The following is a 24,124-nucleotide window of genomic DNA, read 5'->3' on the forward strand; positions in this document are numbered from 1 at the left end:
GTCCGGAGGAGGGAGGGTCCGGGGTTACTTGTTGGCGCCGAGCTCGATCGGCACGCCGACGAGGGAGCCGTACTCGGTCCACGAGCCGTCGTAGTTCTTGACGTTCGTGACCTCGAGCAGCTCGTGCAGCACGAACCAGGTCAGCGCGGAGCGCTCACCGATGCGGCAGTAGGCGATGGTGTCCTTCGCCAGGTCGACCTGCTCGTCCTCGTAGAGGGCCTTGAGCTCGTCGTCCGACTTGAACGTGCCGTCGTCGTTGGCGTTCTTCGACCACGGGATGTTGCGGGCGCTCGGCACGTGGCCGGGGCGCTGCGACTGCTCCTGCGGGAGGTGCGCCGGGGCGAGCAGCTTGCCGGAGAACTCGTCGGGCGAGCGGACGTCGACCAGGTTCTGGGCGCCGATCGCGGCCACGACGTCGTCGCGGAAGGCGCGGATCGAGGAGTCCTGGGCCTTGGCCTTGTACTCCGTGGCCGGGCGGGCCGGCACGGCGGCGCCGTCGACCAGGTCGCGGGAGTCGAGCTCCCACTTCTTGCGGCCGCCGTCGAGGAGCTTCACGTCCTGGTGGCCGTAGAGCTTGAAGTACCAGTAGGCGTAGGAGGCGAACCAGTTGTTGTTGCCGCCGTAGAGGACGACCGTGGTGTCGTTCGCGATGCCCTTCGCCGAGAGGAGCTTCTCGAAGCCCTCCTGGTCGATGAAGTCGCGGCGGACCGGGTCCTGCAGGTCCTGGGTCCAGTCGATACGGATGGCGTTGCGGATGTGGTTCTTCTCGTAGGCCGAGGTGTCCTCGTCGACCTCGACGATGGCGACCTGCGGGTTGTCGAGGTTGGCCTCGACCCAGTCCGCGTCGACCAGGACGTCGCTGCGAGCCATGCTGTTCTCCTCCGGGGCAGTGTGCGGCGGTGTGGTGCGGGTGTGCGATGTGGTGCGGTACGCCTCGTCGCGGGCGGCTCGTCGGGTGACGTGTCGGTGGACGTGTCGGGCAAGCGGACGTGCGTGACGGACGTGCGTACGGCTACACGGGGCGGCCCCGACCGCGGTCGGAGGGCCTGAGGAATACGGGAGTGGTGAGTCCCGCTCAGACGGAGCGACAGAGCATGGCGGCGACGCGGCACAGGTCTACTGCCCGCCGCTTCGTGAGATCCGCCTGTCGCTTCATGCCCTCGATCGTAGGGACGGACAGGTGGCCGTGTCACCGGCGTGTCGTATTTTGAGACGCGATCGTCCGAGATACGAGACGCGATCACCGCACGAGAGGGCCCCGGACGCCTCCGCGGCGGGGCGTCCGGTTCCGATTCTGCTGGTCGGACAGCGGTGTCTCAGCATGTGACCAACGAGTAGACGGCGGGGTCCTCCGGCAGCTTTTCGGCGCCACCCTCCGACGGCTTCCCGGGCGGCCGTCCGGCCGCTTCCCGAGCGCCCTGCCGACGGCTTCCGGGCATGCTGGCAACGGTTTCCGGGCGCCCAGCCGGGGCTTCCCCGCTGTCTTCCGCGCGGCCTTCCGAGCCGCCTTCCGGGATCGCCTTCCGGACTCGCCCTCCCGCGGCGGCCGGACCGCCTCCGGTGCCGTCAGCCCGCCAGGACGACGTCCTTGCCGGTCACGGTGACGGCCAGGCCGTCCGGCCTCGGCTCGACCTTCTCCACCTTCATCCCGGCGATCACGCCGATCGGACGGTCGAAGTCGGTCCGCGCCCGGACCAGGTCCTCGATGCCCGGGATGCCCTCGCCGGGCACCTCGTCGGCACGGACCCGGATCGTGTCGCCGTTCACCACGGTCACCGTCGAGAGGACGGTACGGGTCAGGGTGCGGCCCATCACCTGCACGCCGCCGGTCACCTTCACCTTGCCGTTGCCGCCGTAGGCGACCGTGGCCTCGCGGTCGGAGGCGGCGGTGAGGTCCGCGTACGAGATGAGGGCCGTGCCGCTCGCGGAACCCGCCTTCGCGCCCGCCCAGTCGCCGGTCACGGTCACGTCCCGCAGGGCCACGTTCAGCTCGCCGACCCGGATGTTCTTGTCGCCCGCCGTCGCGGTGACGCCGGTCAGCCTGACGTCGACCTCGTCGAGCCGCTTGTCCGCGACCTGGGTCAGGAACGGGAAGCCCTTGATGTCGACCTCGACGGCGTCGCTCTTCGCCGAGGAGAGCTTCACCCGGCCCGCGGCCTCGTCCTCGGCGTACGACACGGCCAGCCGGTCGATCCCCACCAGGACCCCGCCCAGCACGACGGCCACGATCAACAGAATCCGCAGTGCTCTCATGGGCTGTGTGTCCCCCTGATGGAAGTGGATGAAGTCCGGCCCCCCGACACGAAGATCGACGTGTCAGGGGGCCGGTTGGTTCCCTCATGGTCCGCGGGCGCGGTCAGACCAGGGCCCTGCCCAGCAGGTAGACGGCGGGTGCGGCGGCCGTCAGGGGCAGTGCGACACCGGCCGTCATGTGCACGAAGCGGGACGGGTAGTCGTAGCTCGCCACCCGCAGGCCGACCAGCGCGCAGACCCCGGCCCCGAGGCCGAGCAGCGCGCCGGAGGAGCCCAGGTCGGTGAGACCGCCGGCCGCGATCCCCGCGCCCGCCGAGGCCGCCAGCGCAGCGATCAGGGAGACGGGACCGGGCAGCGGGAGCGCCCGGGCGAGGACGGCCGCGGCGACCGCGACCCCGCCGACGACGACCGCGTCCGGGTCGGCACCCAGGTGGCCGGTGGCGACGACGGCGAGCGCCGCCGAGGCGATGGTGGCCATCAGGCCGTACATGCGCTCGTCCGGGTCGGCGTGGCTTCGCAGCTGGAGGACCAGGCAGAGCAGCACCCAGACGCCGAGCGTGCCGAAGATCGCGGCGGCCGCGTTCTCCCGGCCGGTGACGAGCAGGGCCGCGTCGGCGGCGAGACCGCCGGCGAAGGCGAGGGCGATGCCCTGGCGGGCGGGCCACATGCCGTTGAGCCGGAACCAGCCGGCGGCGGTGAGGCCCTGGAGCAGCACGAGCGGGACGAGGAGCCCGTACGTGCCGAGGGCGGCGCCGCCGGCGAGCAGCAGTCCGAGGACGGCGGTCAGCGCGGCGGGCTGCATCCCCGGCTCGATGATCGGCGAGCGGCCCTCGGCGCGGGCGCGCTGGGCGTCGGTGATCCGGGTGTTCCCGGAGGTGGTCGGCGAGGACCAGCCGGGACCCGCCTCACCGGAGGACGCGGGGGGCGCCGCAACGGGCTCCGCGACGGGGACGGGCGCGGGGGCGGGGCCGGGCGCGGGGGCCGCCGCCACCGGCTGAGGCTGGTGTTGGGGCTGCGCCTGCTGCTGCGGCTCCCCGTAGTACGCGGCGGGGGTCCCGTACGACTCGTAGGAGGCCTGGCTCGACGCGTACGCCTCGTACGGCTGCTGAGGCTGGTGCGGCTGCTGCGGCTGCTGGTAGGCCTGCTGGGCCTGCGCGGCCCGCGCCCGGTCGGCCTGGACCTGCTCGTGCGTGACGGCCGGCTGGAACTGGGTGTCCCAGGTCTGGCCCTCCCACGTCTGGGTGACGTCGGGGCCCTGCTGCTCCTGGTGCCCGTTTCCGTTCGCGTACGGGTCGTACTGCTGACCGCCGTAGTACTGGTCGTTGCTCATGCTCTGGGGTTCACCCTCCTGCGAACGGGGGGAGCACCTCGACCGTGCCGCCCTCGGCAAGCCGTACCGTCTCATGGCTCCGGGTCCCGACGGGGTCGCCGTCGACCAGGAACGAGCACCGCTTGAGGACCTGGACGAGCTCGCCCGGGTGCTTCGCGCGGGCCGCGTCGAGGGCCTCGGCGAGGTGCTCGGCGGTGTACGGCTCCTCCGCGACACCTGCGGCGGCCTTGGCCGCGGCCCAGTAGCGGATGGTTCCCGCTGCCATAGCGGCGCTCCCTTCGTTCGTGTGCGCGCCGCCCCCCATGATGGGCTATGCGCGCGTCAGCCAGTCCCCGAGCCGGGCGAGCAGCTCCTCGTCCGCCGCGTTCTCGGCGTGGCCCATCCCCCGCTCCAGCCACAGTTCCGCCTCGCCCGCCCCGGCCAGCATCCGGGGGTGGTCGAGGGGGAAGTACGCGTCCCGGTCCCCGTGCACGATCAGCAGCGGGGTCGGCGCGATCAGCGGGACCGCCTCCACGGGAGAGAGGGGCACGGGGTCCCAGGCGCGGCTGTCGATCCGGGTGCGGAGGCCGTACCGCCCGACGAGGCGGCCCGCCGGGCGGGTGACCACCCAGTGGACGCGGCGCATCGGCGCCGTCCCCCGGTAGTACCAGCGGGCCGGCGCGGAGACGGCGGCCACCGCGTCGGCGCGTCCGTCCGTCTCCCGGGCGAGGGCGGCGTGGCGGAGGACCACGGAGCCGCCCATGGAGAAGCCGACGGTCGCCACGCGCGCGTGGCCGAGCTCACGTGCCCAGCGGACGGCGGCGGACAGATCGCGGACCTCCCGGTCGCCGAGGGTGGAGAGGCCACCGGAGGCGCCGTGACCCCGGAAGGAGAAGGTGATCACGGCCGCGCCCCGCTCGGCGAACACACGTGCGGCGCGGCGGACGGCGGGCCGGTCGGCCGACCCGGTGAACCCGTGGGCGACGACGACCGCCGTATCGGTGACACTTGCCGGAGAGGGTTCGTAAACCGCCTCGATCCGGACATCGTCATCCGTACGCAACATTGCCCGCCGGGAGCCGGAAGTGATCAGGGAGACATCCACCATATGAAATCCACCCTCTCCCTCTGAACCCATGTGGGCTATTCTCCTTGGCAGAGGATCCGGGCGACGCAGCCCCCGGGTCCTTTTGCGTTTTCCGACCGTTGTTACGGACGGATGAACAAAAGCTCTCAGGGCGCGAGAGCCGGCAGTGATATGTACGAAGCAGTGCACGTCCTCGCAGGGACCGAGGAGGAACCGACGTTATGAGCGAGCGACCGAAGCACGACCGACCGACGGCAGGGACGGCAGGTGGTGCGCGATGAGCGCCTTGCTGCTCCTGACCAACGCTCTCCAGCCTTCCACCGAGGTGCTGCCCGCCCTCGGTCTGCTCCTGCACAACGTCCGGGTCGCCCCGGCCGAGGGCCCCGCCCTCGTGGACACCCCCGGCGCGGACGTGATCCTCGTCGACGGGCGGCGCGACCTCCCGCAGGTCCGCTCGCTCTGCCAGCTGCTCCGGTCCACCGGGCCCGGCTGTCCCCTGATCCTCGTCGTCACCGAGGGCGGTCTCGCGGCCGTCACCGCCGACTGGGGCATCGACGACGTCCTCCTCGACACCGCGGGACCCGCCGAGGTCGAGGCGCGGCTGCGGCTCGCGATGGGCCGCCAGCAGATCGTCGCGGACGACTCCCCCATGGAGATCCGCAACGGCGACCTGTCGGTCGACGAGGCGACGTACAGCGCCAAGCTCAAGGGCCGGGTCCTGGACCTGACCTTCAAGGAGTTCGAGCTCCTCAAGTACCTGGCCCAGCACCCGGGCCGCGTCTTCACACGCGCGCAGCTCCTGCAGGAGGTGTGGGGGTACGACTACTTCGGCGGCACCCGGACGGTCGACGTCCACGTACGGCGGCTGCGGGCCAAGCTCGGCCCCGAGCACGAGTCGCTCATCGGCACCGTCCGTAACGTCGGCTACCGCTTCGTCACCCCCGAGAAGGTCGAGCGGGCGGCGGAGGAGGCGCGTGCCAAGGCCGAGGAGGCCCGTGCCCAGGAAGAGGCGCGTGCGGCCGCACGCGTCAAGGACGCCACGACCGATGTCACCCCCCTGGCGGACAGGAACGTGGCAGATGCCACAGTGCGACCTGCCGGTAGGTAGGTCACCCCGCGTAGACTGCCGCGCGTGGCCAAGGTGACGCGGGATGACGTAGCTCGACTGGCAGGTACTTCGACCGCGGTCGTGAGCTACGTCATCAACAACGGACCCCGGCCGGTCGCCCCGGCCACGCGCGAGCGTGTCCTCGCCGCGATCAAGGAACTGGGCTACCGCCCGGACCGGGTCGCGCAGGCGATGGCGTCCCGGCGCACGGATCTCATAGGCATGATCGTGCCGGACGCACGGCAGCCGTTCTTCGCGGAGATGGCGCACGCGGTCGAGCAGGCCGCCGCCGAGCGCGGGAAAATGGTCCTGGTCGGCAACTCCGACTACCGCGACGAGCGCGAGGTCCACTACCTGCGGGCCTTCCTCGGCATGCGGGTCTCCGGACTGATCCTGGTCAGCCAGGGCATGAGCGAGCGGGCCGCGAGCGAGATCGAGGCCTGGGACGCGCGCGTCGTGCTGCTGCACGAGCGGCCCGAGGCCCTCGACGACGTGGCCGTCGTCACCGACGACATCGGCGGCGCCCAGCTCGCCACCCGGCACCTCCTGGAGCACGGTCACGAGTACGTGGCCTGCATGGGCGGCATCCCGAACACCCCGGCCGTCGGCGACCCGGTCGCCGACCACGAGGAGGGCTGGCGGCGGGCCATGCTGGAGGCGGGCCGCTCGATCGAGGGCCGGCTCTTCCAGGCCCCGTACAACCGCTACGACGCCTACCAGGTGGCCCTCAAGCTGCTCGCGGGCCCGGACAGGCCGCCGGCCATCTTCTGCTCCACCGACGACCAGGCCTTCGGTGTCCTGCGGGCGGCGCGCGAGCTGCGCATCGAGGTGCCGACGGAGCTGGCGGTCGCGGGCTTCGACGACGTGAAGGAGGCGGCGCTCACCGACCCGCCGCTGACCACGATCTCCTCGGACCGGCCGGCCATGGCCCGTGCGGCGGTGGACCTCGTCCTGGACGACTCGCTCCGCGTGGCGGGCTCGCGCCGCGAGCGCGTGAAGCTCTTCCCGTCGGCCCTCGTGGTCCGCCGCTCCTGCGGCTGCGACGGCGGCTGATCCCGGCTCCGGAGCGCCGAGGCCCGGCGCCCCCGTGACGGAGCCCGTACGGGCTGCGGCTCACGCCGCCTCCCGTACGGGCTCCGTCACGGCACGGCGAGGACGTCGGCCGACGAAGAGGGTCCGTCCTCGGCACGAGGCATCTTTATATCGGGCATACAGGCTTCTGTCGGGCTTCTCAGCCGCTCCTCAGACGGCTCTCATGTACGGCTCCGAGAGTCATAGCCATGACGGACTTCCAGGAGCAGCAGCCGCAGCAGCCCTACTTCCCGCCGCACCCGCCGAGGCCGCCCTACGCCCCGGCCCAGCCGCCGGTGGGCGCCGAGCAGACCGCCACCCAGCCGATCGTCACCGAGCCCGGCACCACCGTCTGGCCGTCCGGCGGGCACGTCCCGCCGCCGGTTCCGCCCGTCCCGCCGTCGGTTCCGCCCGTCCCGCCCGTCGCCATGGGCGCCCCTGCCGCCGCCCCCGCCGGGGGCCCCGGTGCCCGGCGCCGCACCAAGCGCGGGGTCGGTCTCATGGCCGCCGTGGCCATCGCGGCCGCCGCGATCGGCGGCGGTACGGCGACGCTGGTCCAGCAGGTCACCTCGGACACCCCCGTCACCGCCTCCTCGAACGTGAACGGCACCAACGTCTCCGCGAGCAGCACCGGCACGGTCGCCGGCGTCGCCCAGGCCGTCTCCCCCTCGATCGTCGAGATCTCCGCGAGCTCCGGCTCCGGCAAGTCCACCGGCTCCGGCGTGATCATCACGTCCGACGGCGAGATCGTCACCAACAACCACGTGATCTCCGGCGCGTCCGAGATCACCGTGCAGCTCAGCAACGGCAGGTCCTACGAGGCCGAGGTCGTCGGCACCGACCCCGACAAGGACCTCGCCCTCATCAAGCTCCGGGGCGCCTCCGGCCTCAAGACCGCCACCCTCGGCGACTCCTCCAAGGTGCGGGTCGGCGACCAGGTCGTCGCCATCGGCTCCCCCGAGGGCCTGACCGGGACCGTCACCAGCGGCATCGTCTCCGCGCTCGACCGGGACGTGACCGTCGCGAAGGACGACGGCGGCGACAGCCAGAACCCGCAGGGGCAGCAGCAGTACGACCCGCGGCAGGGCTGGCCGTTCGAGTTCGGCGGACAGCAGTTCAACGGTGACACCGGTTCGTCGAAGACCACGTACAAGGCGCTGCAGACCGACGCCTCGCTCAATCCTGGGAATTCCGGCGGCGCGTTGATCAATATGAACGGCGAGATCATCGGAATCAATTCGGCCATGTATTCGCCCAGTTCTTCGAACGGTTCGACGGCCGGCAGTGTCGGTCTCGGATTCGCCATCCCGGTCGACACCGTGAAGGCCGACCTGGAGAGCCTGCGCGCGGGCGGCGACAGCTGACCGGCGGCCCGGCGACATGCGACGCTGAGCCCATGACCGCCCAGCGACACGAGCCCGAACGCATCCTCATCGTCGACGACGAGCCCGCCGTACGGGAGGCCCTGCGCCGCAGCCTCGCCTTCGAGGGGTACGGGACGCAGGACGCCGTGGACGGGCTCGACGCGCTCGGCCGGATGGAGTCGTACGCCCCCGATCTCGTCGTCCTCGACGTCCAGATGCCCCGCATGGACGGGCTGACGGCGGCCCGCCGGATCAGGGCGGCCGGCTCGACCGTGCCGATCCTGATGCTCACCGCGCGCGACACGGTCGGCGACCGGGTCACCGGACTCGACGCGGGAGCCGACGACTACCTCGTGAAGCCGTTCGAGCTGGACGAGCTGTTCGCCCGGATCAGGGCGCTGCTGCGGCGCAGCTCGTACGCCTCCGCCACGGCCTCCGGCCCGGCCGACGCCGACGTGCTGTCCTTCGAGGACCTGCGGATGGACCTCGCCACGCGCGAGGTGACCCGGGGCGGGCGGACGGTGGAGCTGACGCGGACGGAGTTCACGCTCCTGGAGATGTTCCTGGCACACCCGCGGCAGGTGCTGACCCGGGAGCAGATCCTCAAGGCCGTATGGGGCTTCGACTTCGAACCGAGCTCGAACTCATTGGACGTGTACGTGATGTACCTGCGACGCAAGACGGAGGCGGGCGGCGAGCCGCGCCTCGTGCACACGGTGCGGGGCGTGGGCTACGCGCTGCGCGGAGGAGGCGGGGAGTGAGAAGTCCCCTCGCCTGGTTCCGCTCGCGGCCGCTGCGGTCCCGGCTGGCGCTCCTGACGGCGACGGCGGTCGCCGTGGCGGTGGCGGCGGTCTCGCTGGCCTGCTGGTTCGTGACGCGGGCGCAGTTGGAGGCGGAGCTGGACTCCTCGCTGCGCAACACCCGGCTCACCGACGAGCAGGCGCGGAGGCTGCTCGGCTCCTGCGCCCCGGGGGCTCAGAACCGCCCGGTGGCCGGGCCCGCGCAGACCCTGCAGATCGTCACCGTCACCGGCGACCTCTGCACGCTCGGGACGTCCCCGATCCCCGCCCGGGCCGGAGACCTCGCGGTCGCGCGGGGCGAGCAGCCGTACACGCTGCACACCACGAACGCGGAGAACGGCACGGAGATGCGGGTCTACTCGTACCCCGTGTCGATCGCCGACCAGCCGGTCGCGGTCTCGGTCGCCCGTCCGCTGGACGAGATCGACCGCTCGATGTCCACCCTGCGCTGGGTGCTGCTCGTGGTCTCCGGGATCGGCGTCGTCGGCGCGGGCGCGGCCGGCCTGTGGGTGGCGCGGACCGGCCTGGAGCCGGTGAACCGGCTGACCGGGGCGGTCGAGCACGTGGCCGCGACCGAGGACCTGACCGTGCGGATCCCGGTCGAGGGCGAGGACGAGATCGCCCGACTCTCGCGCTCGTTCAACGCGATGACGGCGGCGCTCGCGACGTCCAGGGACCGGCAGGCGCAGCTGATCGCGGACGCCGGACACGAGCTCCGTACGCCGCTGACCTCGCTCCGTACGAACGTCGAGCTCCTCGCGCGGAGCGAGGAGACCGGCCGGGCGATCCCGCCGGACGACCGGCGGGCCCTGATGGCCTCGGTGAAGGCGCAGATGACGGAGCTGGCGGCGCTGATCGGCGACCTCCAGGAGCTGGCCCGGCCGGACGCGGCGCAGCCGGGCCCCCTCGAAGTGGTCCCGCTCCACACGATCCTGCGGGCGGCCCTGGACCGGGCGCGGCTGCGCGGCCCCGAGCTGACCTTCGTGACCGATCTGGCGCCCTGGTACGTACGGGCGGAGCCGGCCGGTCTGGAGCGTGCCCTGGTGAACGTCCTGGACAACGCGGTGAAGTTCTCGCCGCCCCGGGGCAGGGTGGAGGTGACCCTGATGCGCGGCGAACTGGCCGTCCACGACCAGGGTCCCGGAATCGCCCCGGACGAGCTCCCGCACGTCTTCGACCGGTTCTGGCGCTCCCCGTCGGCCCGCAGCCTCCCGGGCTCGGGTCTGGGCCTGTCGATCGTGGCCCGCACGGTCCACCACGCGGGCGGCACGATCGCCCTGACCCCGGCGGAGGGCGGCGGCACTGTGGCCACGCTCCGTCTGCCGGGGGCGCCCACCCCGCCGCCGTCAGTTGTGGCGGATGAGTGACTCGACGAGGCCTGAGCGGGTGTTCGGGTAGTCCAGGACGGTGATGCCGAGGCCCTTCCAGGTGTTCGCGGTGCCGTCCAGGAAGCCGTGGACCCGGGGGTTGAGGTTGTCCGAGTTCCACCGGGGCGGCAGGGACGCGGAGGTGCTGACGAAGTTGATGTACAGCTTGCCGGGCTGCTCGACGGCCGTGCGGTAGTGGGCCTCGACCTTGGGGTACTTGGCGTTCGGCAGGGCGTTCCAGTCGTCCTGGAGGGCGATGGCCCCGCCGTCCCACCACTTGAGGCCGGGCAGGCCGCCGTTGTCGGCGATGAGGACGACCTTGCCGCGGGCCTCGCCCAGGGAGGGAAGGGTGTCGCCGATGCGGAACAGCGAGCGCCAGCCGCGGTTGTCGAGGTAGTCGGTGAAGACGGCGCCGAAGGTGGCGTCGGACTCCGAGGAGTACTCCTGCTTGACCCGCATCAGGACGGTCTCGGAGGGGTGGGCGGCCAGGAAGTCGCGGCAGGCGATGAGGACGTCGCCGAACATCATGTTCTGGTACGAGACGCCGTGGTGGATGGCGAAGGAGCCGCCGGTGACCCGGCAGCGTACGTCGAGGAACCTGATTCCGGAGGCGAGCTGCTGCGCGATGGTGGTGTTCTGGCACTCGGACCAGGGGCCGCCGAAGCGGGCGCCGGAGTCGTGGGTGCCGGGGATGGTGAGCTTCTGGAGCGGGGTGGGGTCGCCGTGGCCGGCCATCCAGTCCTGGGTCGTGGCCGCCCGCGCGGAGGGGGCGCCGACCAGGAGGACGGCACCCGCTGCAGCGGCTCCCGCGAGAAAGCTTCTACGGTCCATGCGCGGAGTATGACGTGTACGCGTCAGCACGCGCCAGGGTGCCGCACGTAGAAGGGAACGGAGAAGGAAAGAGGGCGGCGGACCGTCGAACGGTCCACCGCCCCCTCGGACGTGCGGAGTTACTTCACGACCGTGATCCGGCCCGTCGCCGGCGGGGCCAGCGGGGCGCTCGCGGTGGAGTGCGCCGCCAGGTAGGCGGTGAACAGGTCCAGGTCGGACGCGCCGACCAGCTTGTTCTTGTGCTCCTTCAGGACGGCGAAGCCGTCACCGCCACCGGCCAGGAACTCGTTCATCGCGACCCGGTAGGTCTTCGACGGGTCGATCGCCTCGCCGTTCAGCTTCACCGAGGACGTCACGATCCGGTCGGCGCCGGTCTTCGTCATGTCCAGCGTGTAGGTGAAGCCCTTCGAGACCTGGAGGATCTTCGGGGCGGCCTGGTTGGAGCCGCTGACCTGCTGCTGGAGCGTGGTGATGAGCTGGGCGCCGGTCAGGTCGACCGCCGTCATCATGTTGGTGAACGGCTGGACCGTGTACGCCTCGCCGTAGGTCACCACCCCGTCGCCCTCGGCGCCGGACGCCTTGTGGACCAACGGCGCGCGGACACCGCCCGGGTTCATCAGGGCCAGCTGCGCGCCGCCCTTGTCGGCCGGGGCCATGCCCTCCAGCTGCGCGTCGGCGATCAGGTTGCCCAGCGGCTTCTCGGGCGCGTCGGCGGGGTTGTCGACGTCACCGGAGATGTAGCCGACGGGACGGCTCGCGATCGGCGCCGCCAGCGCGTTCCAGCGGGTGATCAGCCGGGTCATGTCCGCGGCCTTCGGCACGTCACGGGTGACGACGTGGTTCGCGGAGGCGACGGCCGTACGGACGATGTCCTTGGAGCGACGGTCGTAGGTGAGCGTCGTGTCGGTGTAGAGCTTGCCGAACGAGGCCGCCGACGTGACCGTGCGCGGCTTGCCCGCCGGGTCCGGGATGGTGCACGCGTACGCCTGGTGGGTGTGGCCCGTGACCAGGGCGTCGACCTGCGGGCTGACGTTCTTCGCGATGTCCACGATCGGGCCGGAGATGCCGTCACCGGGGCCGGGGCTGTCGCAGTTGTAGTTGTACGAGCCCGAGGCCGGCGCGCCGCCCTCGTGCAGCAGGGCGACGATGGACTTGACGCCCTTGCGCTCCAGCACCTTGGTGTACTTGTTGATCGTCTCGATCTCGTCGCCGAACTTCAGGCCCTTGATGCCCTCGGCGGAGACGATGTTGGCCGTGCCCTCCAGGGTCACGCCGATGAAGCCGATCTTGACGCCGTTGCGCTCCCAGATGAAGTACGGGTCGAGCAGCGGCTTGCCGCTCTTCTCGTTCGTCACGTTGGCGGCGAGGTACGGGAAGTTCGCGCCCCGGAACCGCTTGCCCTCCTCGAAACAGCCGGCGGTCGGGTGACAGCCGCCGTTCTGGATGCGGGCCAGCTCATTGGCGCCCTCGTCGAACTCGTGGTTGCCCACCGAGGTGACGTCGAGCTTCAGGCGGTTGAGCGCCTCGATGGTCGGCTCGTCGTGGAAGAGCCCGGAGACCAGCGGCGAGGCGCCGATCATGTCGCCGGCGGCGGCGGTGATCGAGTACCGGTTGCCCTCACGGGCCTGGCGCAGGTGCGTGGCCAGGTACTCGACGCCACCGGCGTCGATCGTCCTGGTGGTGCCGTCCGGGTTGGTGTGGGTGACCCGCCCCGCCGAGCCGGTCGGCGGCTCCAGGTTGCCGTGCAGGTCGTTGAAGGAGAGCAGCTGGACGTCGACGTACCGCCCGTGGTTGCTCCCGCCCTTGGTCCCCGAGGCGCCCGCGGGCAGCGCGGCGACGAGTGCGCCGACGGTGGCGAGCCCCGCGCCGACGGCGAGTATCCGCCCGGCTGTCCTCTTCTTCTTCGGTGTCGCTGCCATCGCTCCCCTTGTCCCCGCGCCCGTTCCGGTGCGCCTCTCGACTGCTGACGTGCCAGCGAAGCCTAGAGTCAACGCGCGTAGCGCAACAGGGGGTAGCGGGTTACGAGACAGTTGCCGTCGCCTTTCCCCGGGGCGGCGGCGCATCACCGTAGGCTCGGGTCCATGACTTCCGACGCGGCGCCGGCCCTCGAACCCGGACGGCAGATCCACACCTACGACGAGCTCACGCCCGAGCAGATCCAGGACGTACTGGACCTGCTGGAGGCCGCGGACCAGGCCGACAGCGTGCACGCCGTCTCCGAGCAGGGCAGGCTCTACCTCCGGCACGGCGGCCGTGAGGGCGTGCGGCACTTCCTCCTCACCGTCGGCACCCACCTCTACGGCTACGCCCAGCTGGAGGAGACCGACCCCATCGAGGCCCCGGCCGCCGAACTCGTGGTCCACCCCTCCCATCGCGGCCGCGGCCACGGCCGGGCGCTCGGCACCGCCCTGCTCGCCGCCTCCGGCAAGCGGCTGCGCGTCTGGGCGCACGGCGGAAAGTCCGCCGCCCGGCACCTCGCCCAGGTCCTCGGCCTGACGCTCTTCCGCGAACTGCGCCAGCTCCGCCGCTCCCTGACCCCGCTCGACATCCCGGAGCCGGTGTTCCCCGAGGGCGTCACCGTCCGCACCTTCGTCCCCGGCCAGGACGACGCGGCCTGGCTGGCCGTCAACTCCGCGGCCTTCGCCCACCACCCCGAGCAGGGCTCGCTCGTCCAGCGGGACCTGGACGACCGGATGGCGGAGCCCTGGTTCGACCCGAAGGGCTTCTTCCTCGCCGAGAAGGACGGCCGGCTGATCGGCTTCCACTGGACGAAGACCCACGCCGAGGAGCAGCTCGGCGAGGTGTACGTCGTCGGCATCCTGCCCGACGCCCAGGGCGGCGGCCTCGGCAAGGCGCTCACCGCGATCGGTCTGCGGCATCTGGCGGCGCAGGGGCTGCCGACGGCGATGCTGTACGTGGACGCGGACAACACGGCGGCGGTGACGGTGTACGAGCGGCTGGGCTTCGTCACGCACGAGGTGGACCTGATGTACCGCACGGAGTCGTAGGACCGGAGCCGGAAGCCAGGACTCGGCACTCCGGACTCGTAGGCCGGACTCGTAACGCCTGTGACACAGGGGGCGGTTGACACCGCCCCCTTCCTTCCACCACCCTTTCACTACTTGATTAGTGAAAGGGTGGTGGAAGCGATCGTGGTCGAGTACCGCATCGACCGGCGCAGTGGCGTCGCCACCTACCTCCAGATCGTCCAGCAGACGAAGCAGGCCCTCCGGATGGGCCTCCTGGAACCAGGCGACCGACTGCCCACCGCACGCGAGGTCGTCGAAGCGACGGCCATCAATCCCAACACGGTCCTCAAGGCCTACCGCGAACTCGAACGCGAAGGCCTCGTCGAGGCCCGCCGCGGCCTCGGCACCTTCGTCCGCACCACGCTCGGCACCGGCCCGGCCGACTCACCCCTGCGCGGCGAACTCGCCGACTGGGCCCGTCGCGCCCGCACCGCCGGACTGGACCGCGAGGACGTGGCCGCGCTCTTCACATCCGTACTGAAGGAACACTTCGAGGGGGACGACGCATGACAAGAGACGGCATCGCACTGAAGGCCGATCTCCTGGGCAAGAAATACGGGGGCAGAGGCCAGGGCTGGGCCCTGCGGGAGTGCGACTTCGCCCTCCCCACCGGCCGCGTCTGCGCCCTCGTCGGCCCCAACGGCGCCGGCAAATCCACCCTCCTCGCCCTCGCCGCAGGGCTCCTCCGCCCCACCGAGGGCACCATCGAGGCCCCGGACCGCGAACACCTCGCGTACGTCGCCCAGGACAAACCGCTCCACCCCCGGCTCACCGTCGCCGACACCCTGCGCATGGGCCGCGAACTCAACCCGGGCCGCTGGAACGACGCCACCGCCCGGCGCGTCATCGCCGACACGCTCGACCCCGAGGCCGTCGTACGGACCCTCTCCGGCGGCCAGCGCACCCGCGTCGCCCTCGCCCTCGCCCTCGGCAAGCGGCCCGAACTGCTGCTCCTCGACGAGCCGATGGCCGACCTCGACCCGCTCGCCCGGCACCAACTGATGGGCCTGCTCATGGCCGACGCCGCCGAACACGGCACCACCGTCGTCATGTCCTCCCACATCCTCACCGAGCTGGAGGGCGCCTGCGACCACCTCCTGCTGCTCCACGGCGGCCGGATCCGCCTCGACGGCCCCGTCGACGAACTCCTCGCCGCCCACACCCTGCTCACCGGCCCGGTCGCCGATCTCGCGCCGCACACGGTCGTCGAGTCCCGCACGACGGGCCGTCAACTCACCGCTCTGATCCGCCGCGAGGGCCCCGTCGAAGGCCCCTGGGAGACGAGGGACCCCTCCCTCGAGGACCTCCTCCTCGCCCACCTCCGCACCACCGAAGGAGCCCCGGCATGAGCACCCTCGCCCTCAAGGGCACCTACTGGGTGACGGTCCGCCAGTACCGTCGCACGCTGTGGCTGGCCGCGGCGGCCGTGGCCGTGTCCCTCGCGGTGATCGGCGGACTGCGGATCTGGGACGCCCAGACCCCCGACCGCTACTACGAGGACGGCCAGAGATACGCCGCCGACGACAACCGCGGCTACGAGGCGCTGCGCCTGGCCCTCGAATACGGAGGCATGTGGCTGCTCCTCCTGCCGCTGCTCGTCGGCGCCTTCGTCGCGGGCCCGCTCGTCGCCCGCGAATTCGAGTCGGGGACGTACAAACTCTCCCTCACCCAGTCGGTGAGCCCGACGGACTGGCTCCGCGCCAAGCTCCTCACCGCGACCGCCACCGCCCTCCTCGTCACCCTCGCCCTCACCGGCGTCTTCCGGATCGGCTGGAGCCGCGTCTCCGGCAGCTACAACCTCGACTGGTCCGACCGCGGACCGTACGAGGCGACCGGCACCGTGATCTTCGCCTACGTCCTCGCGGCGATCGCCGTCGGCGCGCTCGTCGGCCAGCTGATCCGCCGCACCCTCGTCGCCATGGCGGCCACGGGCCTGGTCATGGGCGTGGTCCTGCTGATCCTGGGCGCGTTCCGCTGGTCCTTCCTCACGGTGAAGACGGTCACCGGCCCGGCCGGCCCCACGCTCTGGGCACCCGAGAACGCCCTGATGACGGACGCGGGGCTGCTCACGACCTCCGGCGTCCGCTTCGACCAGTCGATCTGCTGGGACGAGGTGAACAGGACCCCCGGCCTGGACGGCATGAACGACGGGGGCATGAAGATCTTCGAGCGCTGCCTCGCCCAGCATGACGTCACCAGCCAGTACGTCGACTACCACCCGCAGTCACACTTCTGGCCCACTCAGCTCATCGAGAGCGGCATCCTCCTCGCCCTCGCCGCCCTCGCGGCCTTCGCCGCCTTCCGCGTCCTGCGCGCCCGGCACCCGTAAAGATCCACCGGCACCCCTGAAACATCCGAACGACCGGGGGCGGAGCCCGCACACGGCCCCGCCCCCGATTCCCGTACGACATGTCGTCGTTACCGGCCATTCAGACGCGCTTGCGACGCTCACGCAATGAAGCGCTCCGTGACGTCGCCCGGCAGGGCGACCCTCCCCAAAGGGAGACTTCCCTCCCCCACGGCCCGCTCCGACGCGCCCGACCACCCCTTCGCGCGGAAGAATGGGGCCATGAGCCAGCAGCCCGCCGAGGTCCCGGTCCAGTCCTCCGCCACGCCGTCCGTCCCGTCGTCCGCCTCGTCGTCCGCCGACTCCATAGCCGCGCGCCGCGCGACGGTGGTGAACGGTGCCGTCGTCACCGATCTCGACGCCGACCTGGACTCCGACCCGGACACCTACGAGGACGACGGCATGCTCGGCGACGAGCTGCCGCAGGGGCGTTTCCTCGACCGGGAGCGCAGCTGGCTCGCCTTCAACGAGCGCGTCCTCGAACTGGCCGAGGACCCCACCACCCCGCTCCTCGAACGGGCGAACTTCCTCGCGATCTTCGCGTCGAACCTCGACGAGTTCTTCATGGTCCGCGTCGCCGGCCTCAAGCGCCGCATCGCCACCGGCGTCGCCACCCGTTCGGCCTCCGGCCTCCAGCCCCGCGAAGTCCTGGACCTGATCTGGACCCGCTCGCGCGAACTCATGGCCCGGCACGCGGCCTGCTTCCAGCAGGACGTGGCCCCGGCCCTGGCCGACGAGGGCATCCACCTGATCCGCTGGCCCGAGCTCACGGAGAAGGAACAGGCGCGCCTCTTCACCCTGTTCCGGCAGCAGATCTTCCCGGTGCTCACCCCCCTCGCCGTGGACCCGGCGCACCCCTTCCCGTACATCTCGGGACTCTCGCTCAACCTCGCCGTGGTCGTACGCAACCCGGTCAGCGGCCACCGCCACTTCGCGCGCGTGAAGGTGCCGCCGCTGCTGTCCCGCTTCCTGGAGGCCTCCCCGCAGCGGTACGTCCCCCTCGAAGACGTCATCGCCGCGCACCTGGAGGAGCTCTTCCCCGGCATGGAGGTGCTCGCGCACCACATGTTCCGGGTGACCAGGAACGAGGACCTGGAAGTCGAGGAGGACGACGCCGAGAACCTGCTCCAGGCCCTGGAGAAGGAGCTGATGCGGCGCCGCTTCGGCCCGCCGGTGCGCCTCGAGGTCGAGGAGTCCATCGACCCGTACGTCCTCGACCTGCTCGTCCGCGAGCTGAAGGTCTCCGACGCCGAGGTCTACCCGCTGCCCGGTCCGCTCGACCTCACGGGCCTCTTCGGGATCTCCGGGCAGGACCGGCCGGAGCTGAAGTACCCGAAGTACGTGGCCGGCACCCACCGGGACCTCGCCGAGGTCGAGTCGGCGTCCGCACCGGACATCTTCGCGGCCCTCCGCGAGCGGGACGTCCTGCTCCACCACCCGTACGACTCCTTCTCGACCTCCGTACAGGCCTTCCTGGAGCAGGCGGCGGCCGACCCCGACGTCCTCGCGATCAAGCAGACGCTGTACCGGACCTCCGGGGACTCTCCGATAGTCGACGCCCTCATCGACGCCGCCGAGTCCGGCAAGCAGGTCCTCGTCCTCGTCGAGATCAAGGCCCGCTTCGACGAGCAGGCCAACATCAAGTGGGCGCGCAAGCTGGAGGAGGCCGGCTGCCACGTCGTCTACGGCCTCGTCGGCCTCAAGACCCACTGCAAGCTGTCGCTCGTCGTACGGCAGGAGGGCGAGCTCCTGCGCCGCTACTCCCACGTCGGCACCGGCAACTACCACCCCAAGACGGCCCGCCTCTACGAGGACCTGGGCCTGCTGACCGCCGACCCGCAGGTCGGCGCGGACCTCTCGGACCTGTTCAACCGGCTCTCCGGCTACTCCCGCCGCGAGACGTACCGGCGCCTGCTCACGGCCCCGAAGTCGCTGCGCGACGGGCTCGTCTCCCGCATCACCAAGGAGATCGCCCACCACCGCGCCGGCCGGCCCGCGTACGTACGGATCAAGGTCAACTCGATGGTCGACGAGGCCGTCATCGACGCCTGCTACCAGGCCTCGCGGGCCGGCGTCCCGGTCGACATCTGGGTCCGCGGCATCTGCGCCGTACGCCCCGGGGTCACCGGCCTCTCGGAGAACATCCGGGTCCGTTCCATCCTCGGCCGCTTCCTGGAGCACTCCCGGATCTTCGCCTTCGGCAACGGCGGCGAACCCGAGGTGTGGTTCGGCAGCGCCGACATGATGCACCGCAACCTGGACCGCCGGATCGAGGCCCTCGTACGGGTCTCGGACCCGGCGCACCGGGCAGCGCTCACCCGGCTCCTGGAGACCGGGATGTCCGACACCACCTCCTCCTGGCACCTCGGCCCCGACGGGAACTGGACGCGGCACGCGACCGACCCCGACGGCCGACCGCTCCGGCACGTCCAGGAGATGCTCATCGACGCGCGGAGGCGCCGGCGTGCACAACCCTGACCAGTCGCAGGACGTCTCGGCGGGCGAGGTCCTGGCCCCCTACCTGCACGCCCGGGCCGCGGACTTCCTCCGCGGCCTCCGGCTCCACGGCGAGAGCGGCTCGGACACCGCCGGAGCGGAGGAGGCGGCCCGCACGCTGCGCGGCGCCGCCCGCCGGATCAGCGGGACGCTCCACACCTTCCGGCCGCTGCTCGACACGGCCTGGGCGGACCAGCTGCGCACCGAGCTCGCCTGGCTCTCGGGCACCCTCGCCCTTGAGCACGCCTGCACCTCGCGGCTGGTCCGCCTGGTGGACGCGCTGTCCCGCCTGTCGAACGGTACGGGCGGGATGAACGGCAACGGCCCCGTCCCCGCCGCCCGCGGCAGCGAGGCGGCCGGCCTCACCGTGGGCGCCGCCCGGGCAGGCGCCCTGCTGGAACGGCAGCTGACACTGGCCCGGACACGCGCCCACTCGGCCTCGCTCCAGGCACTGGGCTCGGCCCGCTTCCACGCGGTCGCCGACGCCGTCGCGCTCCTCGCCTCCGAGGTCCCGCTCGGCCCCGTCGGCAGCGCCCCGGCCGTCGAGGTCCTGGACGGCCCCGCCGAGGTCGCCGAGCGGCGCCTCCGGGACGCGGTGGCCGCCCTGCCCCTGACGCGGGCGGCCCACCCGTACAACGCCGACGCCCTCGCCCTGGCCACCGGGGAGAGCCAGGACGCCCCCTGGCACCAGACACGGCTCCTGCTCCGGCTGCACCGCTACGCCACCGAGGCCCTGCACACCGGGGGCGAACCCGACGCCGTCCTGTTCGAGGCCGCCCGGGCCCTCGACCGGCACCGGGACGCCGCCGAAGCCGCGTCGGCGGCCGCCGCTGCCGCCCGCACCCCACGCATCGCCCCCGCGACCGCGTACGCCCTGGGCGTCCTCCACGCCGACCAGCGCCACGAGGTCGAGGCCTCCCGCTTCGCCTTCCAGCACGCCTGGCGGAGAACGACGGCGCCCGTCCCATGAGCGGGGAGCGCCAGGATCCTGTCCGAGCGGCCGGGTGCGTCCTGTGGCGTCCGGCACTTTCCGGCCACGGCATCGAGGTCGCGCTCGTCCATCGACCGAAGTACGACGACTGGTCGCATCCGAAGGGGAAGCGGAAGCGGGACGAGTCGGCGGAGGCGTGCGCGCTGCGCGAGGTCCTGGAGGAGACGGGCCAGGACTGCGCGCTCGGCCTCCGGCTGCCGACGGTCCGCTACACGGTGGACGGCCGCCCGAAAGAGGTCGAGTACTGGGCGGCCCGCGCCCTCGGCGGCACGTTCACCCCGAGCCGCGAGGTCGACCGTGTCGTCTGGCTGCCGCCCGTGGCGGCCCGCCTCCGCCTCACCCAGCCGCGGGACCGCGACCTCCTGAACGCCCTGACGGCGACGACGACGGGCTAGCCGCCGACGGCGAGCGCTCCCGTGCCCCACCGTCGGCGGAAGGCGCCCCCGTGCCCCACCGTCGGCGGAAGGCGCCCCCGTGCCCCGGGCGTCACCCGGAATCCGCATCCGCCACGGGGGGGGGCGTCACCCGGCCTCTGTCGCAGGCGTCCACCGGGCCCCGGCGCGCCCGCCCCCGCGACCCCGCACCCGGCCTTACGGCACGGTTCACTTTCCGTTCACTCTGTCCCGTCGACGGCTTCACCTGTTCTGCCTAATTTCGGCCTTACACGGTGCACAGCGCTCCACGACGCACCGCCAACCGACACACGCCGCCGTAGAAACGTTCAGGACACTCGGTCCGCGACAGGGCGGCTTCTGGAAGGAACACCCGAAAGTGAAGCTTTCGCGCAAGAACGGGCTTCGCGCCTCCGCGATCGGTGCCCTCGTCGTCTCCGGTGCGCTCGTCCTCTCGGCGTGTGGCTCGGACAACAACACGGAGACGCCGGCCAAGGAAGGCGGCACGAAGACCTCCGCCGCCGCCTCGGACATCGCCTGCGAGGGCGCCAAGGGCCAGCTCCTCGCCGCCGGTTCCAGCGCGCAGAAGAACGCGATGGACCTCTGGGTCAAGAACTTCCAGGCCGCGTGCTCCGGTGTCGAGATCAACTACCAGGCCATCGGCTCCGGCGGCGGCATCACCAAGTTCAACCAGGGCCAGGTCGCCTTCGCGGGCTCCGACTCCGCCCTGAAGGACGAAGAGGTCGCCGAGTCGGCGAAGATCTGCAAGACCGGCAAGGGCGTCAACCTGCCCATGGTCGGTGGCCCCATCGCCATCGGTTACAAGCTGGAGGGCGTGGACAACCTGGTCCTCGACGCCTCCACCATCGCCAAGATCTTCGACAACAAGATCACCAAGTGGAACGACCCGGCGATCGCCAAGCTGAACCCGGGCGCCAAGCTCCCCGACAGCTCGATCCAGGCCTTCCACCGCTCGGACGAGTCGGGCACCACCCAGAACCTGGGCAAGTACCTCTCCACCGCCGCCGCCGCCGACTGGAAGCACGACCCGAAGTCGAAGTCGTGGCCCGCCCAGGGTGGCCAGGCCGCCAACGGCTCCTCCGGTGTCGCCACCGCGGTGAAGGACGCCGAGGGCTCCATCGGCTACTTCGAGCTCTCGTACGCCACCGCGAACAAGATCTCCACCGTCAGCATCAACACCGGCGCCTCCGCCCCGGTCGCCGCCTCCTCGGAGAACGCGTCCAAGGCCATCGCCGCCGCCAAGGTCAAGGGCACGGGCAGCGACGTCGCCCTCTCCCTCGACTACGCGACGAAGGCCGAGGGTGCCTACCCGATCGTCCTCGTCACCTACGAGATCGCCTGCGACAAGGGCAACAAGGCGGAGACCCTGCCGACCCTGAAGGCGTTCCTCAACTACACCGTGAGCGAGGAGGGCCAGAAGGTCCTCGCCGACGCCGGCTACGCCCCGCTCCCGGCCGAGATCGCCGCGAAGGTCCGCGCGATCGTCCCCACCCTGTCCTGACCCCCGGCCGGGTCCGGCCCCCCGCTCCGGGGGGCCGGACCCGGCATCCGGTGCACCGCCGCCAGGAGCCCGTACATCCGTAGGGGCCCCGCAGACCGGAGAAGCAGATGGCTACCACCACACCAGACATAAAGAGGAGCCGGAGCGCCAAGAGCGCGTCCCGCCCCGGGGACCGCATCTTCAGCGGTCTCTCCCGAGGCTCCGGCATCACCCTGCTCGTGATCATGGCCGCGATCGCCGGCTTCCTCACCTACCGCGCCGTCCTCGCGATCTCGAAGGACAGCACGAACTTCTTCACCACCTTCGAGTGGAACCCGGCGGGCAGCCCGCCGGTCTTCGGCATCGCCGTCCTCGCCTTCGGCACGGTCGTCTCGTCGATCATCGCCATGGCCATCGCCGTGCCCGTCGCGATCGGCATCGCGCTCTTCATCTCGCACTACGCGCCGCGCAAGCTGGCCAAGCCGCTCGCGTACGTCGTCGACCTGCTCGCCGCCGTGCCCAGCATCATCTACGGCCTCTGGGGCGCGATCTTCCTCGTCCCGTACCTGGACGGCCTCAACAAGTGGCTGAACGAGTACTTCGGCTGGACGTACATCTTCGACAAGGCCAACGACGGCCCCGCCCGCAACCTCTTCACCGTGGGCATCCTGCTGGCGATCATGATCCTTCCGATCATCACCAACGTCACCCGTGAGGTCTTCCTCCAGGCCCCGAAGATGCACGAGGAAGCCGCCCTCGCCCTCGGCGCCACGCGCTGGGAGGTCATCCGCATGTCGGTGCTGCCCTTCGGCCGCTCCGGCATCATCTCCGCCTCCATGCTGGGCCTCGGCCGCGCACTCGGCGAGACCATGGCCGTCGCCGTGGTCCTCTCCCCCAGCTTCCTCATCTCGGGCCACCTTCTCGACCCGGGCGGCGGCACGTTCGCGCAGAACATCGCCGCCAAGTTCAACGAGGCCAACGAGTTCGGCCGGGACGCGCTGATCGCGTCCGGTCTCGTCCTCTTCGCCATCACCCTGCTGGTCAACGGCGCCGCCCGCTGGATCATCGGCCGCCGCAAGGAGTACTCGGGGGCAGCGGCATGAGCCACGCCATACAGGATCGTCCGGTCACGACGGTCAAGCGCGCCAGTTCGCTCTCCAGCGCCCGCCTCCCCCGCTGGAGCCCGATCGCCATCGCCGCCGGCTCCATCGCCGCGGGCATCGGCATCGGCCTCGGCGCCGGCTGGCACAGCAAGGTGCAGTGGGGCATGATCGCCGCGCTGCTCTTCGTCCTCACCACGTACGCGGTGACCACCAAGGTCGAGGGCAGCCGCCAGGCCAAGGACCGCGTCGCCACCAGCCTCGTCTGGGTCTGCTTCATCCTGGCCGTCGTGCCGCTGCTCTCCCTCGCCTGGGTCACGATCAGCAAGGGCATGGAAGTCCTCGACCCGTACTTCCTGGGCCACTCGATGAACGGCGTCCTCGACGCCGAGGCCGGCGGCGGTGTCTACCACGCGCTGCTCGGCACCATCGAGCAGGTCGCCATCGCGACCGTGATCGCGGCCCCGATCGGCCTCCTCACCGCCGTCTACCTCGTCGAGTACGGCGGCGGAAAGCTCGCCCAGGCCGTCACCTTCTTCGTCGACGTCATGACGGGCATCCCGTCGATCGTCGCCGGCCTCTTCATCCTCGCCACCTGGAACCTGATGCTGGGCTTCGGCCCCTCCGGTTTCGCCGGCGCGATGGCCCTCGCCATCCTGATGATGCCGGTCGTGGTCCGCTCCACCGAGGAGATGCTCAAGCTCGTCCCGAACGAGCTCCGAGAGGCCTCCCTCGCCCTCGGCATCCCCAAGTGGCGCACCATCCTGAAGGTGGTCCTCCCCACCGCGATCGGCGGCATCACCACGGGCGTCATGCTCGCGGTCGCCCGTATCACCGGTGAGACGGCCCCGGTCCTGCTCCTCGTGTTCGGTACGAAGCTCATCAATCCGAACCCCTTCGAAGGCGCTCAGTCCTCCCTGCCGCTCTACGTGTACGAGCAGTACGCGGTCGGCACCGACGCAGCCGTGTCCCGCGCATGGGCCGCAGCGCTCGTCCTGATCGCCTTCGTCATGATCCTCAACCTGGTGGCCCGCGGCATCGCCCGCTGGAAGGCCCCCAAGACCGGCCGCTGACCGCG

General features: G+C 71.4%; 23 protein-coding genes. 15 read left to right on the forward strand and 8 right to left on the reverse strand.

The genetic code is table 11. The annotated features are described in order from the left end of the window. Positions 1 to 24 precede the first annotated feature (24 nt). From IF00_RS0129615 to IF00_RS0129635, 6 genes are all read right to left on the reverse strand, one after another. Positions 25 to 870 carry a sulfurtransferase gene (locus IF00_RS0129615; protein WP_030323281.1) on the reverse strand — a complete coding sequence of 282 codons (846 nt, stop codon included), beginning with the start codon at positions 868 to 870 and terminating at the stop codon, positions 25 to 27. Between the two features lie 205 nt (positions 871 to 1,075). Continuing rightward, positions 1,076 to 1,156 (reverse strand): putative leader peptide, encoded by an 81-nt coding sequence (locus IF00_RS48100; RefSeq protein ID WP_350497993.1) that lies wholly within the window; start codon positions 1,154 to 1,156, stop codon positions 1,076 to 1,078. Between the two features lie 410 nt (positions 1,157 to 1,566). Further along, positions 1,567 to 2,253: an LmeA family phospholipid-binding protein gene (locus tag IF00_RS0129620; protein WP_030323282.1), complete on the reverse strand. Its 687-nt coding sequence runs from the start codon at positions 2,251 to 2,253 to the stop codon at positions 1,567 to 1,569. Between the two features lie 103 nt (positions 2,254 to 2,356). Beyond that, positions 2,357 to 3,658 carry a hypothetical protein gene (locus IF00_RS0129625; RefSeq protein WP_425338347.1) on the reverse strand — a complete coding sequence of 434 codons (1,302 nt, stop codon included), beginning with the start codon at positions 3,656 to 3,658 and terminating at the stop codon, positions 2,357 to 2,359. Continuing rightward, positions 3,594 to 3,848: a MoaD/ThiS family protein gene (locus tag IF00_RS0129630; protein WP_030323286.1), complete on the reverse strand. Its 255-nt coding sequence runs from the start codon at positions 3,846 to 3,848 to the stop codon at positions 3,594 to 3,596. The genes IF00_RS0129625 and IF00_RS0129630 overlap by 65 nt, the downstream gene beginning before the upstream one ends. Before the next feature lie 45 nt (positions 3,849 to 3,893). Continuing rightward, positions 3,894 to 4,700, reverse strand: a complete 807-nt coding sequence (locus IF00_RS0129635; RefSeq protein ID WP_030323287.1) for an alpha/beta hydrolase — start codon at positions 4,698 to 4,700, stop codon at positions 3,894 to 3,896. 226 nt (positions 4,701 to 4,926) lie between these two features. Here IF00_RS0129635 and IF00_RS0129640 point away from each other — a divergent pair, with 226 nt between their 5' ends. The 5 genes from IF00_RS0129640 (at position 4,927) to IF00_RS0129660 (ending at position 10,359) form a co-directional block, all read left to right on the forward strand. Beyond that, entirely contained in the window at positions 4,927 to 5,757 is an 831-nt protein-coding gene (locus tag IF00_RS0129640; RefSeq protein WP_030323289.1) for a response regulator transcription factor, read from the forward strand. A gap of 24 nt (positions 5,758 to 5,781) precedes the next feature. Continuing rightward, complete coding sequence (locus IF00_RS0129645) at positions 5,782 to 6,810, forward strand: LacI family DNA-binding transcriptional regulator (protein ID WP_030323291.1); 1,029 nt, start codon at positions 5,782 to 5,784, stop codon at positions 6,808 to 6,810. A gap of 227 nt (positions 6,811 to 7,037) precedes the next feature. Beyond that, entirely contained in the window at positions 7,038 to 8,192 is a 1,155-nt protein-coding gene (locus IF00_RS0129650) for a S1C family serine protease (RefSeq protein ID WP_030323292.1), read from the forward strand. Between the two features lie 32 nt (positions 8,193 to 8,224). Then, positions 8,225 to 8,953: a response regulator transcription factor gene (locus IF00_RS0129655; RefSeq protein ID WP_030323294.1), complete on the forward strand. Its 729-nt coding sequence runs from the start codon at positions 8,225 to 8,227 to the stop codon at positions 8,951 to 8,953. Further along, on the forward strand, positions 8,950 to 10,359 hold the full coding sequence (locus IF00_RS0129660) for a sensor histidine kinase (protein WP_030323296.1): 1,410 nt from the start codon (positions 8,950 to 8,952) through the stop codon (positions 10,357 to 10,359). The genes IF00_RS0129655 and IF00_RS0129660 overlap by 4 nt, the downstream gene beginning before the upstream one ends. Here IF00_RS0129660 and IF00_RS0129665 read toward each other — a convergent pair. Then, positions 10,339 to 11,190 (reverse strand): phosphatidylinositol-specific phospholipase C, encoded by an 852-nt coding sequence (locus IF00_RS0129665; protein ID WP_030323298.1) that lies wholly within the window; start codon positions 11,188 to 11,190, stop codon positions 10,339 to 10,341. The genes IF00_RS0129660 and IF00_RS0129665 overlap by 21 nt on opposite strands. A 119-nt stretch (positions 11,191 to 11,309) precedes the next feature. Then, a complete protein-coding gene (locus IF00_RS0129670) occupies positions 11,310 to 13,109 on the reverse strand; it encodes a bifunctional metallophosphatase/5'-nucleotidase (protein WP_030323300.1) in 1,800 nt (599 codons plus the stop codon). Between the two features lie 162 nt (positions 13,110 to 13,271). On the opposite strand from IF00_RS0129670, the gene mshD reads away from it, so the two are divergent. The 10 genes from mshD (at position 13,272) to pstA (ending at position 24,119) form a co-directional block, all read left to right on the forward strand. Continuing rightward, complete coding sequence (gene mshD, locus IF00_RS0129675) at positions 13,272 to 14,198, forward strand: mycothiol synthase (protein ID WP_030323301.1); 927 nt, start codon at positions 13,272 to 13,274, stop codon at positions 14,196 to 14,198. Between the two features lie 144 nt (positions 14,199 to 14,342). After that, a complete protein-coding gene (locus tag IF00_RS0129680) occupies positions 14,343 to 14,729 on the forward strand; it encodes a GntR family transcriptional regulator (RefSeq protein WP_030323302.1) in 387 nt (128 codons plus the stop codon). Next, positions 14,726 to 15,568 carry an ABC transporter ATP-binding protein gene (locus tag IF00_RS0129685; protein WP_030323304.1) on the forward strand — a complete coding sequence of 281 codons (843 nt, stop codon included), beginning with the start codon at positions 14,726 to 14,728 and terminating at the stop codon, positions 15,566 to 15,568. The genes IF00_RS0129680 and IF00_RS0129685 overlap by 4 nt, the downstream gene beginning before the upstream one ends. Continuing rightward, a complete protein-coding gene (locus IF00_RS0129690; protein WP_030323306.1) occupies positions 15,565 to 16,548 on the forward strand; it encodes an ABC transporter permease in 984 nt (327 codons plus the stop codon). The genes IF00_RS0129685 and IF00_RS0129690 overlap by 4 nt, the downstream gene beginning before the upstream one ends. Before the next feature lie 240 nt (positions 16,549 to 16,788). Continuing rightward, the gene (locus IF00_RS0129700) at positions 16,789 to 19,044 is read left to right on the forward strand and encodes an RNA degradosome polyphosphate kinase (protein ID WP_030323308.1); all 2,256 of its coding nucleotides are present in this window, start codon (positions 16,789 to 16,791) and stop codon (positions 19,042 to 19,044) included. Next, positions 19,031 to 20,032, forward strand: a complete 1,002-nt coding sequence (locus IF00_RS0129705) for a CHAD domain-containing protein (RefSeq protein ID WP_030323310.1) — start codon at positions 19,031 to 19,033, stop codon at positions 20,030 to 20,032. Before IF00_RS0129700 ends, IF00_RS0129705 begins: the two co-directional genes overlap by 14 nt. Continuing rightward, the gene (locus tag IF00_RS0129710; RefSeq protein WP_030323312.1) at positions 20,029 to 20,448 is read left to right on the forward strand and encodes an NUDIX hydrolase; all 420 of its coding nucleotides are present in this window, start codon (positions 20,029 to 20,031) and stop codon (positions 20,446 to 20,448) included. Before IF00_RS0129705 ends, IF00_RS0129710 begins: the two co-directional genes overlap by 4 nt. A gap of 376 nt (positions 20,449 to 20,824) precedes the next feature. Next, the gene (gene pstS, locus IF00_RS0129715; protein ID WP_030323314.1) at positions 20,825 to 21,967 is read left to right on the forward strand and encodes a phosphate ABC transporter substrate-binding protein PstS; all 1,143 of its coding nucleotides are present in this window, start codon (positions 20,825 to 20,827) and stop codon (positions 21,965 to 21,967) included. A gap of 107 nt (positions 21,968 to 22,074) precedes the next feature. Beyond that, entirely contained in the window at positions 22,075 to 23,049 is a 975-nt protein-coding gene (gene pstC, locus IF00_RS0129720; RefSeq protein ID WP_030323315.1) for a phosphate ABC transporter permease subunit PstC, read from the forward strand. Further along, positions 23,046 to 24,119 (forward strand): phosphate ABC transporter permease PstA, encoded by a 1,074-nt coding sequence (gene pstA / locus IF00_RS0129725; protein WP_030323317.1) that lies wholly within the window; start codon positions 23,046 to 23,048, stop codon positions 24,117 to 24,119. Before pstC ends, pstA begins: the two co-directional genes overlap by 4 nt. Positions 24,120 to 24,124: the final 5 nt, after the last annotated feature.

Source organism: Streptomyces flavochromogenes (assembly GCF_000717595.1).
Taxonomy (GTDB): domain Bacteria; phylum Actinomycetota; class Actinomycetes; order Streptomycetales; family Streptomycetaceae; genus Streptomyces; species Streptomyces flavochromogenes.